This is a genomic window from Microcoleus sp. w2-18bC1 (genome assembly GCF_036700365.1).
Lineage (GTDB): Bacteria > Cyanobacteriota > Cyanobacteriia > Cyanobacteriales > Microcoleaceae > Microcoleus.
Genome location: NZ_JAUBOS010000097.1, coordinates 1 through 15,964 on the forward strand (window position 1 = coordinate 1; position 15,964 = coordinate 15,964).

Annotated in this window: 11 protein-coding genes; 9 read left to right on the forward strand and 2 right to left on the reverse strand. The window is 45.7% G+C overall.

The window, feature by feature from the left end; translation table 11 throughout:
• The first annotated feature begins 242 nt into the window (after positions 1–242).
• Together QT979_RS27180 and QT979_RS27185 are read left to right on the forward strand one after the other, a co-directional pair.
• A complete protein-coding gene (locus tag QT979_RS27180; protein WP_333312220.1) occupies positions 243–1,022 on the forward strand; it encodes a class I SAM-dependent methyltransferase in 780 nt (259 codons plus the stop codon).
• Positions 1,023–1,114: 92 nt separating this feature from the next.
• Positions 1,115–1,450, forward strand: a complete 336-nt coding sequence (locus QT979_RS27185) for a cupin domain-containing protein (protein WP_333208908.1) — start codon at positions 1,115–1,117, stop codon at positions 1,448–1,450.
• A gap of 165 nt (positions 1,451–1,615) precedes the next feature.
• Here QT979_RS27185 and QT979_RS27190 read toward each other — a convergent pair whose 3' ends face one another.
• Positions 1,616–2,317, reverse strand: a complete 702-nt coding sequence (locus tag QT979_RS27190) for a Crp/Fnr family transcriptional regulator (RefSeq protein WP_333208906.1) — start codon at positions 2,315–2,317, stop codon at positions 1,616–1,618.
• Positions 2,318–2,362: 45 nt separating this feature from the next.
• Between QT979_RS27190 and QT979_RS27195 the strand changes: the two genes are divergently transcribed.
• The 5 genes from QT979_RS27195 (at position 2,363) to QT979_RS27215 (ending at position 7,784) form a co-directional block, all read left to right on the forward strand.
• The gene (locus QT979_RS27195) at positions 2,363–2,872 is read left to right on the forward strand and encodes a CdiA C-terminal domain-containing protein (RefSeq protein ID WP_333208904.1); all 510 of its coding nucleotides are present in this window, start codon (positions 2,363–2,365) and stop codon (positions 2,870–2,872) included.
• Positions 2,873–3,080: 208 nt separating this feature from the next.
• Entirely contained in the window at positions 3,081–3,887 is an 807-nt protein-coding gene (locus QT979_RS27200) for a thiazole synthase (RefSeq protein WP_333208941.1), read from the forward strand.
• A 69-nt stretch (positions 3,888–3,956) separates the two neighbouring features.
• On the forward strand, positions 3,957–4,124 hold the full coding sequence (gene psb34 / locus QT979_RS27205; RefSeq protein WP_106333461.1) for a photosystem II assembly protein Psb34: 168 nt from the start codon (positions 3,957–3,959) through the stop codon (positions 4,122–4,124).
• 588 nt (positions 4,125–4,712) lie between these two features.
• Entirely contained in the window at positions 4,713–6,986 is a 2,274-nt protein-coding gene (locus QT979_RS27210) for a hypothetical protein (RefSeq protein ID WP_333208903.1), read from the forward strand.
• Between the two features lie 105 nt (positions 6,987–7,091).
• Positions 7,092–7,784, forward strand: a complete 693-nt coding sequence (locus QT979_RS27215; protein WP_333059446.1) for a response regulator transcription factor — start codon at positions 7,092–7,094, stop codon at positions 7,782–7,784.
• Between the two features lie 92 nt (positions 7,785–7,876).
• On the opposite strand, the gene hemG is transcribed toward QT979_RS27215, so the two are convergent.
• Positions 7,877–9,337 (reverse strand): protoporphyrinogen oxidase, encoded by a 1,461-nt coding sequence (gene hemG / locus QT979_RS27220; protein ID WP_333312221.1) that lies wholly within the window; start codon positions 9,335–9,337, stop codon positions 7,877–7,879.
• A 721-nt stretch (positions 9,338–10,058) separates the two neighbouring features.
• Between hemG and QT979_RS27225 the strand changes: the two genes are divergently transcribed.
• Both QT979_RS27225 and corA read left to right on the forward strand, forming a co-directional pair.
• A complete protein-coding gene (locus tag QT979_RS27225; RefSeq protein WP_333312222.1) occupies positions 10,059–14,294 on the forward strand; it encodes a PAS domain-containing protein in 4,236 nt (1,411 codons plus the stop codon).
• A 76-nt stretch (positions 14,295–14,370) separates the two neighbouring features.
• A complete protein-coding gene (gene corA / locus QT979_RS27230) occupies positions 14,371–15,549 on the forward strand; it encodes a magnesium/cobalt transporter CorA (RefSeq protein WP_333208896.1) in 1,179 nt (392 codons plus the stop codon).
• Positions 15,550–15,964 lie beyond the last annotated feature (415 nt).

The following is a 15,964-nucleotide window of genomic DNA, read 5'->3' on the forward strand; positions in this document are numbered from 1 at the left end:
ATTTCAGCCTAAAAGCGTTTGGCTTCCAAGTTTTCACAACTGATCAAGAAATCCGACCCACATCTGCGGAATGTGGGATATAAATCTATTGTAGGGTGCGTCAGAATTTCTAAATCTTTGGGATAATTCTCAAAAATCAGGAGGCTGACGCACCCTACGATAATTTGAATATGAGCTAGATCATAGAAAGATTTGGGAGAATTTGGCAAACTGAGAGTAAGGTTACATAGGAGGTCAATTTAATGACCAATACTGCTCTGAATTTTAAGACTGCACCCGGACATGAAGTTCTGGCCGCGGCGGATAAGAAAATGTTGAGGCCGGGGGGGAAATTTGCTACGGAACAGTTATTTGAATGGGCGGATTTTCAGCCTGGGGAGACTGTTTTGGAGTTGGCTGCTAGTTTTGGATATAGTTCGATCGCCCTGGCTGAACGTTTTGGCGTAAAAGTAGTGGGAGTTGAGAAAAATCCCGACAGTGTGGCCCGCGCTCGTGCTAATGTTGCAGCAGCGGGTTTGAGCGATCGAGTGGAAATTGTGGAAGGAGATATTTTTCACTTGGATCGGATTTCCCAACAGTTTGATTGGGTGTTGGCTGAAGCTATCCTGACAATGCAGTCGCCGTCGGGGAAAGCTAAAATTGTATCGGGAATTTGCGATCGTTTAAAACCAGGCGGCAAGTTTCTCTCTCACGAACTTTTAGCTAGAAACCGAGAATCAGAAATTCAAAAAGCTTTATCAGAAGTGACTCGGGCTAATTCAACGCCTTTGTCTGAGTCTGGCTGGATTGCTGTTTACCAAAACGCGGGTTTGCAAGTAGAAAAGTGTCAAACTGGGGCGATGGGCCTCCTAAATTTGTCGCGAATGCTGCAAGATGAAGGGTTGGTGGGTACTGTGCGGATTGTGTGGAATATTTTAAGTCGATCGCAAATTCGCGATCGTATCTTAGCAATGCGTCGAGTTTTCCAGCATTACCAACAGGATCTGGGCTACATCGTTCTCTCGGCCAAAAAACAATCTTAACCGACTCAATCGATTTTCGATTTTCGATTGAAGAAAGTGAAGCCACTGATAAATTCGAGACTTGTGACCAAATTAATTAATTGTCAAAAACTATGACTACTACTCTTTTACCGCTACAATCTTCAGCAATCCAACTCCGAGACGCAATTGAATATCCCGCTGCAGGAGTGCTGAACAAAATTTTAGTCAAAGACAATAATTGTCAGTACAGTTTATTTTGTCTGGCGGCAGGAACGGAAATTTCGGAACACTCCTCTGCACGGAATGCCACAGTCAATGTACTCGAAGGAAAGGGAATTTTGACTTTGGAAGGCAAGGATATTGTTTTGGAACCGGGGGTGTTTATCTTCATGCCCGGTAAAGCTCTTCACGCTTTGAAAGCAGAAGAAAATTTGGCGTTTATTTTGACACTTTCCGAGGCTAATTAATTTCCGCAATATTGCTTGGGGGGCGGGTTTCATACTTGCCTAAAATCAATAATCTCATAAACCCGCCCCGATTCACAGATTGTGGGGGGCGGTTTTATATAGATAGTGAGTTGCACTCAAATATTGTTTGTGAAACCCGCACTACAAGAATTGGGATTTTAACATTTAGTCTATGTCATCTCCAGAGGCGATATACTCCAATTTTTCCCAATCCAATACAATAATTTTACCGCCTCGACTGTAGGAAACAAACGGCTTGAGTTTCTTAAATAACCGCACGCATTCTTCGTAAGTAATTCCAATACTGCGAGCAATTTGATAGTAGGGAAAACGTTTTTCTAAACATACACTATTATCCGCCATTTTCCTACCTTGCTCGACGCCAAAGTAATGAATAAATCGGGCCAGCCGCACGATCGCCCTTTCCGACACCAAACCGTGCACTGTCTCGTGCAGTTGCTGCAACCGCTGATTAAACACCGCCAATATTCGCAAGGCAATCTCAGGATTTTCTCGAATTGCTGCTAGCAAAACTTCCCGTTCTGTGGTAAGAACTTCCACCTCCGTTTCTGCAGTCACCGTTGCGGGGGCAATGCCGTTGCCTAGCAAAGCAGGTGCGGCAAAAATATCTCCCTGAAATAAAGTGCGGAGAATTGTTTCTTTGCCCGCCGCCGCTGTTTTTGCAACCCGCAGAGAACCGCTCAAAAGAGTGTATAATTTTTCGGGGATGCGATCGCCCTCATACATCACAATTTCTCCCTGTCGGTAAGTCTGAATTGCTGTATGTTCTTGCAATCGCTCTAATTCAGTTTGGTTTAAGCTGGTAAATATTCCAATTTTAGCCAGTTGCTCAACAGTTGATTTCATACCTTTAACTCTACCCGATCCGAGTCCATTGAGAGTATAGTAACGGTGAATTCAGAATATATCGAAACAAGCAGAGCCATCTACGAAAATGCAGAACCAGAATATCGGCGATATTATTTTGATGAGATAGCTGGCGGATTTGTGCTAATTCACCAACAACATAATCTTAATAATTCGGAAATCTTTATTGCTGAAGTTTTGGCTAAAATAGGGAAGAGAGTTAGAATGTTGAGCGAGCAAGCAGCAGAGGGTGTCAGAACGCCAGATGCTGAGATAGACGGTGAGATTTGCGAACTTAAGGAGTTGACAGAACAGACTCAAAACATCAGAGACCGAGTGCAAGAAGGCATCAGTAGAGCAAAAAAACAAGGTGCAGTAACGGTTATTTTTCACGTAAACCGAAAGAGTTACGAGTTTTGGAAGGTAAACGACGGCATCAGAAAAGCTTTTTATTGGGACGACACACAACGGATTCAGAGCATTATATTAGTATTCAATAGCGAAGAATCTCAAGAAATTACTAGGGAGGAATGGGAAAATGGAAGACGTTTTTAATGAGTTTGAAGAAATTATACAAAGAGGATTAAAAAATAATATGCCGCGAGATGCCAAATTGATAACTGTTGGGCAAATTCTTTATGCAGTTACCCGCGATGAGCTGACAAATAAAGAAGGTTGGCAGCTTGAAGCAATGCTGGGAGGCAGAAAAAACTGGGAAGAGGCACTTGAGTACAGCATTTTTGGCTATCCAGTAGATACAGAAATGCCATCTTTAGACAAACCTCTAATTATTGCCGGCAAAACTTTTCATTCTCGCTTGATGACGGGGACGGGAAAATATCGCAGCATTGCAGAAATGCAGCAAAGTGTCAACGCTAGCAGGTGCGAAATTGTTACCGTGGCTGTGCGGCGAGTGCAAACAAATGCTCCCGGCCATGAAGGATTGGCAGAGGCTCTCGATTGGACTAAAATTTGGATGCTGCCCAATACTGCCGGTTGTCAAACTGCGGATGAGGCGATTAGAGTAGCTCGTTTAGGCCGGGAAATGGCGAAACTTTTAGGGCAAGAAGACAATAATTTTGTCAAGTTAGAAGTGATTCCCGATGCTAAATATTTGCTGCCAGATCCGATCGGCACTTTGGAAGCCGCAGAACAATTAGTCAAAGAAGGTTTTGCCGTTTTGCCCTACATCAATGCCGATCCCCTGCTGGCAAAACGCCTAGAAGAAGTCGGTTGTGCGACAGTCATGCCTTTAGGTTCGCCCATCGGTTCAGGGCAAGGGATCAACAATGCGGCCAACATTCAAATAATTATTGACACGGTAAATATTCCTGTGGTTGTCGATGCGGGGATCGGAACGCCCAGCGAAGCGGCGCGAGCAATGGAAATGGGAGCCGATGCACTGTTGATTAATTCCGCGATCGCCAATGCCCAAAATTCCCCGGCAATGGCAAAAGCAATGTCCATGGCAGCAGAAGCGGGGCGGATGGCGTACTTAGCAGGCAGAATGCCGATCAAAGATTACGCCATCGCCTCTTCCCCCCAAACAGGCACTGTCACCTCCAAATAAATTCCTGAATTTTCCTGGGCGCTTTTTTGGTAGAGTTGTAAACATCAAAAATATTAAGGATTGTGACTGATGCCTTACATCAAAGATGACGATGGACGCCTGAACAACTTTGCTAAAGAGCCGAAGGTGTATGAAGCCGTACCTCCCAACAAAAATCAGCAACGCAACTACATCATCATGGGTATTGCAGCAGCCATGTTAGTCGCCGGTTTGGTGTACGTGGCTGCCTCCGTCTGAAAACTGGCCTGAGACTCAAAGCTGCTTCAAATCGCAATTTTAAATAATCCTTCGAGAAACCATGTTTTCCTTTCCCAAGGAAACATGGTTTTTGTGTTTCAATACAAAGCAGGTAGTTGCGATAATCCTGAAGCGTGCCAAGCGAGCTGGAAAGCTAAATAAGACCAGCATAAATTTGGTGTTTTCCTCTCGGCTGTCGGGTTCAGGGACATGGGTTGCACTTAATCACACTGGTTTGCCACCCACATAAAATTGCCAATTGAAAATCTACAATCCTTTAGTCATCAACGGTGCGATTGACAATCAAGCATCCAGGATACAAGCCCCCGGATTTATTCCGAAAGCAGACTCAGGGCCCAGAAATAAAAAACCTGTATCCGATAAAGGAGCCCCCGAATTTATCCGTGCGGTCAAGGCTTCAATCTAAAATCTAAAATCTCAAATCTAAAATCGATTGACTGCCTTCGGGGCTTAGTTGTGAGTTATGAGCGATCGAGATTTCAACTCTCAACTCTACAATCTAAAATCTACAATCCCAAATCTAAAACCTAAAACCTAAAATCTAAAATCTAAAATCGGCTGCTCCTGATGTCTATTCCTTCCCAAAAAGTTTCTAGCTCAAACAAGCTGATCTATCAACGCTTGAAACAGGCGATCGACCTCAATTTACGCCGTCAAATTTTTATTGCCGCCTGCGACGACTTGTGCTTGCGGGACTGTCTAGCCGCCCGCTTGCAGACAGAATTAGCCGCAGAGAGCGCAGGCTCACATCCTCGCTCCCCGATCGACTACCCCCGATTTGTCAGTTTGGAACTCGACTTGAGCGATCCAAATCCTTGGGGTTCGATCGCCGCGTGGCTGACCCAACACCCACCGCCGCAAAACAGGGGCAGCTACAGCCCTGTGCCGGGATTTCAAATTCTTGGGGCCGAACACCTGACCAGGCAGTCAGCAGCCGTGCAGTGGTCGTTCCTGAGCTATTTGAGAGACATCGAAGCAAACCTGCAAATGTGCGAGTCTACTCTGTTGCTGTGGGTGTCGCGGCCCTGGCTAAGTTCGATCGAACAATCGGCCCCGGAATTTTGGCACTGGCGAACCGGAGTATTTGAGTTTGAAGGCGAACCAACTCCAGCTAAGGGAGACTTCGGGCACTTTGAGGACTTAGGCAACTCAGGAGACTTGCGAAACCTGCGGGACAGCGGAGATTTTGGTAACAAACTTTTAATATCTTCTTTGTCTGGACAATCCCCAATTGCCGACGAACAATCCCCAATTTCCTATCTCCCGTCTCCAGCGCCAGATTCTCAATCCGTCCAACTGGCAGATGAGGAACCATCGCCAATTTCCCATCCCCCGTCCCCAGCGCCAGATTCTCCATCCATCCAACTGGCAGATTTGGTGCTAGCAGCGGCTTCTGAGGATTTGGAAGGCGAAAATGATGCTGCATCAGAGGAGAATTTTCTGCCGCTGCAAACCCTGCAATACATCGAACTGCTGCAAGAACATCAGTGTTGTTCCGAAGCATTGGCTTTGGCATATCACGGTTTGGGAAATTACTACCGCGATCGCATTCTGGGCGGAGACGTTTCAGAGCAAAACCTGACAATCGCCATTCGCGCGATCGAACAAGTGATTGCGTATCTCGACGTTGACACCAACTCGCAGCAAAATCAACCACTAACTGAGGAATGCGCGCGGCTGATTGCCCAATTGACAGAAAATTTAACTCAGTACGCCCAGGAGTCCAACAGCCTACCGCCAATTTCCGATCTTCTCAACGATCTCGGCACTCTCTATTGGATGCTATCGCGCGATCGCACCAATGCCCTCAACGCCTCAGATCCGGTATCCAGCCTTGAACGCAGCATCGCCCTCTACCTTGAAGGTTTGAACCGAACAGATGCCGAAACCGTACCCCAAACCCGCGTTAGATTAAACAAAAATTTGGGAATCGCCTCGGCCGATTTAGCCCGCTATCGAGACAAGACAGAGAACTTGCAGCACGCAGTTGCAGCTTACCAACAAGCGCTGCTGGATCTAGACCCCGCCGTGGAGCCTCAGCAGTACGCTGCTGCTCAGAATAATTTGGCAACAGCATACTGGAATTTAGCTCAAGATGGTGAGCCGATCGTATATCTCAAAAGTGCGATCGCAGCTTACACCCAAGCCCTCTCCTGCTACAGTCCCGAACGAGAACCCCTTAACTATGCCGGAGTGCAAAACAACCTCGGTACCGCCTGCTGGAACCTCGCCCAGCACCAACCCTCAGAACCCCTGCTAGTCAGGGCGATTTCCGCCTACCGCGAAGCATTGAAATACCGCACCCGAGAATTAGTACCCGCAGCAGCAGCCGCCACGTACAACAATCTCGGTACGGCTTATTGGCATTTGGCAAACCAGTTTCAGCAGAAACAAGCGCGGACGGAATCATTGCAGCAGGCGATTACCGCCTACGAAGCCGCCCTGGATATCGCCGCAGAGATCGATCGAACCAAACTCACCTTTGACGCCTTGGCCGCCCGCAACAATCTCGGACTAGCCCACTATCAACTAGCCATCGACCCAGATTTCGCCACTAACAAAGTCGCACAGACAAGCCATCTAGAAGCAGCACTGCACCATCAGTTGCAAGTGTGTGCCGAATGGGGACAAAATCTCAATGACAAAGGGTTAACATATGGGGATAAACTCAACTTGCAAGCCGCGGCAAACTCCCAAGCTGCTGATTCCCGGCAAACAGCATTGAGCTATATTGTCAAAACGATTAGAGCTTTCTATAGTGAATGTGGGCTGCCAGGCCAAAATTTAGCCTTATCCAAAGTTCCGGGAGATTTATTGCCTGAAATTTTGCGTAGGTTATAAATAGGGCTATAACTATTAAAAGCTCAATTTTTTCGAGATTTGTATCCAGTTTTCTATTATTATGGCTGAATATTCTTGCCTAATTCTTCAAGCAAACTTGTGGTCATGGCCCCTGTAAAAATCCTTGTGGTTGATGACGACCCGGCAATCCGAAATTTGATTCACCGTTTTTTGAGCCAGCAAGGTTATCAAGTAGAGTCTGGCGAGGACGGTCAGACTGGTCTGGAATTATTTGAGCAACTCAATCCTGACTTAGTAGTTCTAGATGTAAATTTACCTGATACAACTGGCTACAAACTGTGTCAAGAAATGCAAAGACGCACGGGTGTATTTGTGTTGATGCTGACTGCCCGAACCGATGAAGCTGACAAAATGAAAGGGTTTGCCGAAGGTGCTGACGACTACATTACTAAACCTTTTAGTCTTGTAGAGATTGGAGCTCGCGTTGCAGCAATTTTGAAGCGCAAACGCATTGTTACTCCCGCCGAACAACAAACTCTTACTTTTGGAGAGCTACTAATAGATCCGGTTCGCCGCGAGGTAATTCTCGGCAGCCAGATAGTTGCTTTGACTGCTTTAGAATTTGACCTGCTGTACTGTTTGGCTAGCAAACCCGGTCGCGTGTGGAGGCGATCGGAATTGCTGCATGAAGTGTGGGACTACGAGTATGTAGGAGCCGATCGCGTGGTGGATGTCCATATCGGTCAAATTCGCCGCAAAATTGAACTAGATCCCAATCAAATGCCGATGATTCAAACCGTCCGGGGGGTGGGTTACAAGTTTGAACCCACAACCTAGTAACATTCGCCTTTCGGCTCTAGGGGCGGGTTCACCAATATCTCTGATTAACATACTCGATATTTGCAAACCCGCCCTCCCCACACAAGAATTCAGATCGATCGAGTATCTGATTGTTTTTTCTGCAAATAGTCGCCCACTTCTCGTGCAAGATCGAAACCCCTTCGCACGCAATCTCCCAAAGCCACGCCGCCAACGTAGTTACTGCACAAATACACCCCCGGCAAAGATTTTAAGCCTTCATCGATTTGTTGCAGGCGATCGAAATGCCCCAAATTGTACTGAGGAATCGCCCGCTTCCACACATTCACCGCTAAAACTTTTGGCTGTGGCACATCTGGTTTCAGCAAAATCCGAGACAAATCTCGGTGTACCTCACGAACGATTTGTTCGGAGTCGAGATTGCCAATTTCCGAGTCTGTTGCCCCGCCGATGAAACTGGTGAGAGTGTGCCAGCCTCCAGGCGTGCGATCGGCAAATAAACTTGATGTCCAAATCGTCCCCAGAGTGCGAATTCCCTGCCCCCTCGGAATTAAATTTCCAAAACCTACTAATTTACCCTTGACATCAGAGTGCGGATATGCTAAAACAACGCAGGCCACCGTAGGATAAGTAAAAGCGTGTAAAGCACTGCTAACTTCCGGTTGCAGAGGCTGCAACAAATCGGCTGTAACGTAAGCCGGCGTTGTCAAAACCACGGTGCGCGCCTCAACTTCCTGCTGTCCGTCAGGCGTCGAGAATACAGCAATATAAGTTTCGCGTTCTGTACGATCGAGGCGAGTCAGATGCCAGTTGAGTTTCACTCGATCGCCCAATTGAGCAGCGATCGCCTCTGGCAAAGCCTTCAACCCCTGTTTGAACGAACCCAACTCCCCCGGCCTAGTTTTAGGAACATTCGGGTCTGCAGGCAATTTCTTCGGTCTTTTCCTAGCAGAAAGCAGCGCCCCCGCCACCAGCCCGCCACCCACATCAGCCATCTTCGTTACCCGCCCAAAAGCCGCCGCCGCGCTAAGTTGTTGCGGATCGCCGGCATAAACCCCAGAAACAAAAGGTTCCACCAACCGCTGCATCACTTCCTGCCCCAGATGACGGCGGAAAAATTGAGAAACAGTTTCCTCGTCACCCTGCTGCGAAAGTCGATCGCCCATTGCCGGCCCGACAAACCCCAAAGCCCCGAACAACGCCCGCAGTTTTCCCGGAAAACTCAGTAACTGAGACTGAATCATCGCCGGTGGAGTCATCGGCACCGCTTGCAGCTTTTTTTGCCAATACACAAAACGAGGCAATTTGCGATCGGCAAAAATCAACTCTTGCTTCAATCCCACATCCACAGCCAACTTCATCAATTCCGGCGTCGGCGAAAAACTGTTCGGGCCCTCCTCCCAGAGAAACCCTTCGGCTGTCACAGTGGTGATGTTCCCGCCCACACGTCCCTGGCTCTCAGCGACTAAAATCCTCAGCGAGGATGGATTCGTTGCTTCCTTGTGAAGTGCGTGCGCCAAACTCAAACCGCTAATACCTGCACCCACAATCAAGGTATCTAATAGTTCCATATTACATAGAAAAATATCGCAATCTTTATGTTACATGGCTTTGCACGGCTTACGTTCTTTGCTGGGCGTACTCCCAAACCGCTTTCAGATTACCAAATTGGGAATCGGGAATTGCGAATCGGTAAGCTGTCGGGCATTTCTTAAGCATTTTTCTCGAATGTTGTGGATTAACCTCTGCCCACATCCCCGTCTCCCCGTCCCTCCATCTCGCTTTTGTCTCCGCTGGGTCTGGTTTAAAAAAAGACCATCTGCTCTAATTAAGCTATATTCCCAAAAATACTATTTCTTTACAATTTTTGTATTATAGGCAACAGCGCCGAAAATTGCACTGGGAAACGCAGTAGTAAAGTGCCCAAAAAGATTTGAGTGGGTTAAACTAACTTTAGGAAAATTTTAGAGCTTAAGCAAGTCAGCACCCCGCTCGGAAGAGATGGGGCTTTATGCCCTAATCAAAAGACATAGTTGACCAGCTATCGTCTTAACTGATTACGTTATCAAAATTATGGGTCTAAGCTCAAGCTGCTATACGATATCGCGTAAAATATTTGAAACGGTAATTGTTCCGTTGAAAGTAGATCACAAAAGTACCAAGTGACCAAGTAGCCCTGTGTAGCAATAATCAATATTCAAGGCGGTGAAAACTGCCTGATGAGTGCTACCTCGATCGGTCTTTAGACACGAGGTTTCCACAATACTAAGCTTTTCTCATGAAAAAATACCCATGCAGGAAGTTATCAACTCGTTTCAGTCTTTTTTCTCTAACTCTGTTGATGCTTTCCTAGAGTGCGATCGACAGCAAAAGTACCTATCCATCAATCCTGTCGCTGCTGCTTGGATGGGATTGGAGCCTGCTGAAATAGTCAACCAAACTAATCAGGAATTATTAAAATTATATCCCAATAATGCTGCTGTCAAAAATATAATCTCGCAGATTGATTCTTGCCTGCAACAAGTATTTATTACCGGGGAAAAACGGCTGGCAATTCATGAGGTGACGACGGCAGACGGCGGGATTAAAATTTACGAAACTGCTTATACGCCAGCGGTGGATGCCTCTAGCAAGCAGATGCGGGTTTTGGGCGTCGGTAGAGATATCACCAGGCATTACCGCTGGCAGCAACAGAAAACTCAACAGTTGCGCCGATCGAACCATTTACTGTGGTTGAATGCAGCTAACAGTCCGCTGGCAATGGTAGGCTGGGATGAAGATTTTCGGATCGTTCAGTGGTCGAAACGCGCCGAGGAAATCTTTGGCTGGACATCCGATGATATGATGGGCAAGCAGTTCGGCGATTTGGCTTTGATTTGCGAGGAAGATAGAGAGGCTGTAAGCGCGATCGAGCTGGAACTAGCCACCGGCAACGGCAATACTTCGATTAACCGCAACTATACTAAAAGCGGACAGGTAATTTGGTGTCGCTGGTTCAACTCGATTATTCGCAGTGGCGATACTTTTACCGTGCTTTCTTTGGTGGAAGATATCACCGATCGCAAACGGTTGGAAGCAGAAAAAGCCCAAGCTTCTCGCCTCACAGCAATGGTAGCCGATGTCGGTATTGCCCTCACCAAACACCCTCAAGATATCCTGCTTCCCTGCTGCGAGGCAATGGTGCGGAATCTTGATGTCGCTTCGGCTGAAATTTGGACTTTCAACTCTCAACATAATGTTTGCCAATTGCAGGCCTCATCGGGAATCTACAGCCGCACAGACGATCGTGCTAGCTTTATTGAAAATAAGGTTAACTCGATCGCCCAACAGCAAAAACCTGAATTTGACTGCGGATTTGAACTGAATAATTTTGGACTTCCAGAGGAAGAATCTGCGAAATCAAAAGAGGTACACAGTTCCGAAGTAGCACTTCTCAACACCAGCAAAAAGCCGACAAATTGCCCAATCCCCAAGCAAATTCTAACTTTCGCCGGCTACCCTTTGATAGTCGAAGAACGGCTGGTGGGAGTCATGGTAATTATCAGCCACCAGCCGCTGACAGCACCTTTTCAGGAAACTTTAGCATCGGTTGCCGATGTCATCGCTTTAGGCATCGAACGCAAGCGTGCAGAAGCTGAATTAAAATCAGCTAGAGGCTTTCTCAATTCCGTAGTAGAAAATCTACCGGTGGGAGTTTTTGCTAAAGATGCTTCTTCGCTGAAATTTGTGCTGTGGAATAAAGCGGGAGAAACGATCGCAGGTGTTACCTCTCAAGAGGCGATCGGCAAAAATGACTATGATATTTACCCCAAAGAACAAGCTGATGTTTTTACTGCTCAAGACAGAGAAATATTGACCGGTCATCACAATCAGTCTACTGTTAAAGACATCGCCGAAGAGCCGATCCAAACTCGCCACAAAGGTATGAGAATACTGCACACCCGCAAAGTGCCAATTCTCGACGCCGCAGGCCGTCCTCAGTACGTTTTGGGGATTACTGAAGATATTACCGAACGCAGGCAGGTAGACGAAAGCGTGCGCCTCTACGACCAAATTGTCGAGAATATGCAAATTGGTTTGTACGTCTACCATTTAGAAAATATAGACGATGACAGCACTCTCAGGGCGATCGCCTCCAATCCTGCAGCTACCCTATTTACCGGATTAGAAATGGCTGATGTTTTGGGAATGACAATCGACGAGATTTTTCCCCAACTGCGATCGAAAAACATTCCTCAAGCATTTGCTTCGGTAATTCGCACCCAGAAAGCCGTAGAACTTGAAGATATTGACTGCGATGAAGGCGGCCGCATAACTCGCGCTTTTTCTATTAAAGCTTTTCCATTACCCAACAACTGTATCGGTGTTGCTTTTGAAAACATTACTGCTCGCAAGCGCCTAGAACTAGAACTGCAGGCTTCTTTGGAAAAAACTGAACGTTCCGAACAACTCCTACGCACAGTAATAGACAAAACCAGCGACTGGATTTTTGCCAAAGACAAAAATTTTCGTTATATTCTGGTCAACAGGAGTTTCGCTCAAGCGATCGGTAAAACAGTAGAAGAAATCATTGACAAATCAGATTTAGAGTTAGGATTTTCAGAAGATATTGTTTTTGGGAATTCCGCCCAAAATATCCGAGGCTTCCGCACAGACGACTCTGCTGTACTGGCCGGCGAAATTATCCACAATCCCTGCGAACCGGCAACTATTGCTGACGGTTCAGTACATATTTTTGATACGCAAAAACTTCCCCTGCGCGACGCTGAAGGTAATGTATTTGCAGTGCTAGCTTTCGCTCACGATATTACCGAACGACATGAATCGGAAGCAGCTTTGCGTAGAAGTGAATCAAGATTTAGGTCTTTGGTTGCTAATATTCCCGGAGTTGTTTATCGCTGGCAGTGCGATTTTTCGACTAATTTTATTAGCGATGCCGTTTACTTATTAACCGGCTACCCGGCAGCAGATTTTATTTGGCTTTTGGACAGGAGAGGTCGGAGTTTTGCTAGCATTATTTATCCGGAAGATTTGGCAAAAGTAGAAGCAACTATTCGGCAAGGCATAGAAAACAAAGAGTCTTATAACTTGGAATACCGCTTGCTAGCAGCAGACGGCACGGTTAAATGGCTGTGGGATAAAGGTTCTCCTGTGTTCGACGCAGAGGGAAACGTTTGCTATTTGGACGGGGTAATTTTTGATATTAGCGATCGCTACTACGCTGAGGAAGCACTGCGCCAAAAAACTTTAGAGTTAGAAGCGGTTTTTCGCGCTTTGCCTGATTTGTATTTTCGACTAGATGCTGAGGGTATAATCGTGGATTATTTGTCAGGAACTTCCTCGAGTTTATACGTACCTCCCGAACATTTTATGGGTCAACGAATGACAGACGTATTGCCACGGAATGTCGCAGGCCAATTTGCCCAAGCAATCTTTGAAGTTTCCGAAACAAGAAATTCAATCGATATAGAATATTCGCTTTCCATGTCGGAAGGAGAAACAACTTATGAAGCCCGACTATTGCCGTTTAATTCAGATCAGATTATTATTCTAGCACGCAATATTACCAAGCGCAAACAAGCCGAAGCTCAATTAAAACATAAAAATCGCCAGCTAGAGCAAACATTGAAACAATTAGGCAGGACTCAAGCTCAACTAATTCAAGCGGAAAAAATGTCTGGTTTGGGACAGCTAGTGGCGGGGATTGCTCACGAAATCAATAATCCTGTCAGTTTTATTTACGGTAATATCACTTACGCTAGTGAGTATGCCAAAAACTTGCTGGAACTGTGCAGTTTGTACCAAGCACACTACCCGGAACCTGTTGCTGTTATCCAAGATTTTGCAGAAAAAATAGAACTAGAATTCATGAAAGAGGATTTCCCGCACCTGCTGAATTCAATTCAAACCGGAGCAGATAGGATTCGCCAAATTGTTCTGTCTTTGCGTAACTTTTCCCGCCTGGAAGAATCAGATCTTAAGCGTGTTAATATTCACGAAGGAATAGAGAGTGCTCTATTAATTTTGCAACACAAGATTAAAGAAAATGGCAGAAATCGTCACATTCAAATAGTTAAAGAATATGGGGAATTGCCGCAGATACAGTGCTACGTGGGACAGTTAAATCAAGTGTTTATGAATATTTTAAATAATGCTGTTGATGCTTTAGCGAATGTCAGGAATAGGAAGCTGGAATTAGCGAGTTATTCGGAAGAAGAACGGCAAGATTTGGCTGGTTTACCTTTAACTTGCGACACATTGCCCTTGATTCGGATTCGCACGAATGTGTTGGAGAACAATCGGGTGGCGATCGTAATTTCAGATAACGGGTATGGCATGGTAGAGTCTGTTAAGTGTCGGGTATTTGACCCGTTTTTTACTACTAAACCAGTAGGCAAAGGTACAGGTTTGGGACTGTCTATCTCCTATCAGATTGTGGTGGAAAGACACGGAGGGACGCTGCAGTGCATTTCCGCGCCTGGAGAGGGAACTGAATTTGTGATCGAGATTCCAATTCGGCAGAGGTAATGAGTTATTGGTAATTGGTAGTTGCACGAGAAAAATGATAATCTAATTAAAGGTTCTAAAAGTCAGGAATATTAGCATGGTATACAAAAGCATACATACTTCTAGTGCCGCTGCAAAACAAATTAAAGAAGAAGAAAATGATGATTCCTATGTTGACTATTTTTATGACGATCAGGGGGCTCCGCCGGGAACTCTCGACTTAGAACCAGATGCGCCGCCTCCAGAGATTGTATTAATTGACTATTGCGACACAGCAGCTACTCGCGCCCACTTGGCAAATCCTCAAAAAGCTGCTGCGTATTTAGATACAGCATCTGTTTCTTGGGTTGATATGTTGGGATTGGGAAACAAAGAAACTTGGCGGCAAATGGCCGAAGTATTTAATTTGCATGTAATGGCTCAGGAAGATGTAGTTAATGTTCCCCAGCGACCGAAAGTTGTAGACTATGAAGAACACATTTTAATCATTGCTTGGATGGTGATGCTGCATCCAGAATCAGATACTTTTCATAAAGAACAAGTAAGTTTTATTTTGGGCAAGCATTACCTGCTAACTGTTCAGGAAGAACCGGACTATGATTGTTTTGAACCAGTGCGCGATCGCATTCGTAAAGGACAAGGCATGATTCGCAAACACGGAGCAGATTATTTGGCTTATACTTTGTTAGATTCCATTATAGATGGATTCTTCCCTGTATTAGAAGTTTACGGAGAGCGCATTGAAGAATTAGAGGATGAAGTGGTGGTGAACCCCACGCGCAAAACCCTGGAGAAAATCTATAAAATCCGGCGAGAATTGCTGACTCTGCGCCGCGCCATTTGGCCGCAGAGGGATGCAATTAATGTTTTGATTCGAGATAGCAGTGATTTGATTAGTCCAGAAGTGCGAATTTACCTGCGGGACTGTTACGATCACACGGTACAGGTGATGGATATGGTGGAAACCTATCGAGAGTTGTCTTCGGGTTTGATGGATGTTTACTTGTCTTCGGTTGGTAATAAAATGAATGAAATCATGAAGTTGCTGACGGTTATTTCCAGTATTTTTATTCCTCTAACTTTTGTGGCAGGAGTATACGGGATGAATTTCAATACAGAGAAATCGCCCTGGAATATGCCGGAACTGAATTGGTATTTTGGCTATCCGCTGTGTTGGGCGGTGATGGTAGGAATCGCCTCTGGTTTAGTTTACTTCTTCTGGCGGCGTGGCTGGTTTGATAATTTTTCTACTATCAAAGATGACTCATTAAAGTAACCGAATTGAACATTTAAGATTGGGGATTAAAGATTGAAAAATTCAAAATCCTGTTAGGTGAAAAGGTTTCCTGCCCCTAGTTGAATCCGTGCGATAAATCCTTGTATGATAATTGCCAACTTTTGTGCCTCCTGATTCATCAGTGAGTGATTTTAAGGGAGTTGCAGGGAATTTTAATTGTTGGGCGGGCTTCGGGCCCACCGTACAAGAGTTTGAATAAACTGAGATGTTTCACCATTCTGGCTTAACAGGCTTTCCGGCCTGTTCCACAAAAAATAAACTTGATTGTGGAACAGGCCGGAAAGCCTCTTCATAAAAAGCTTATTGACAATAGTGCCACATTGGTGACAAGTTAAGACTGTAAGTCTTTTGTCAAGAGGCTTTTAGAGAATTGTTGAAAAAAAACTGGTCAGAC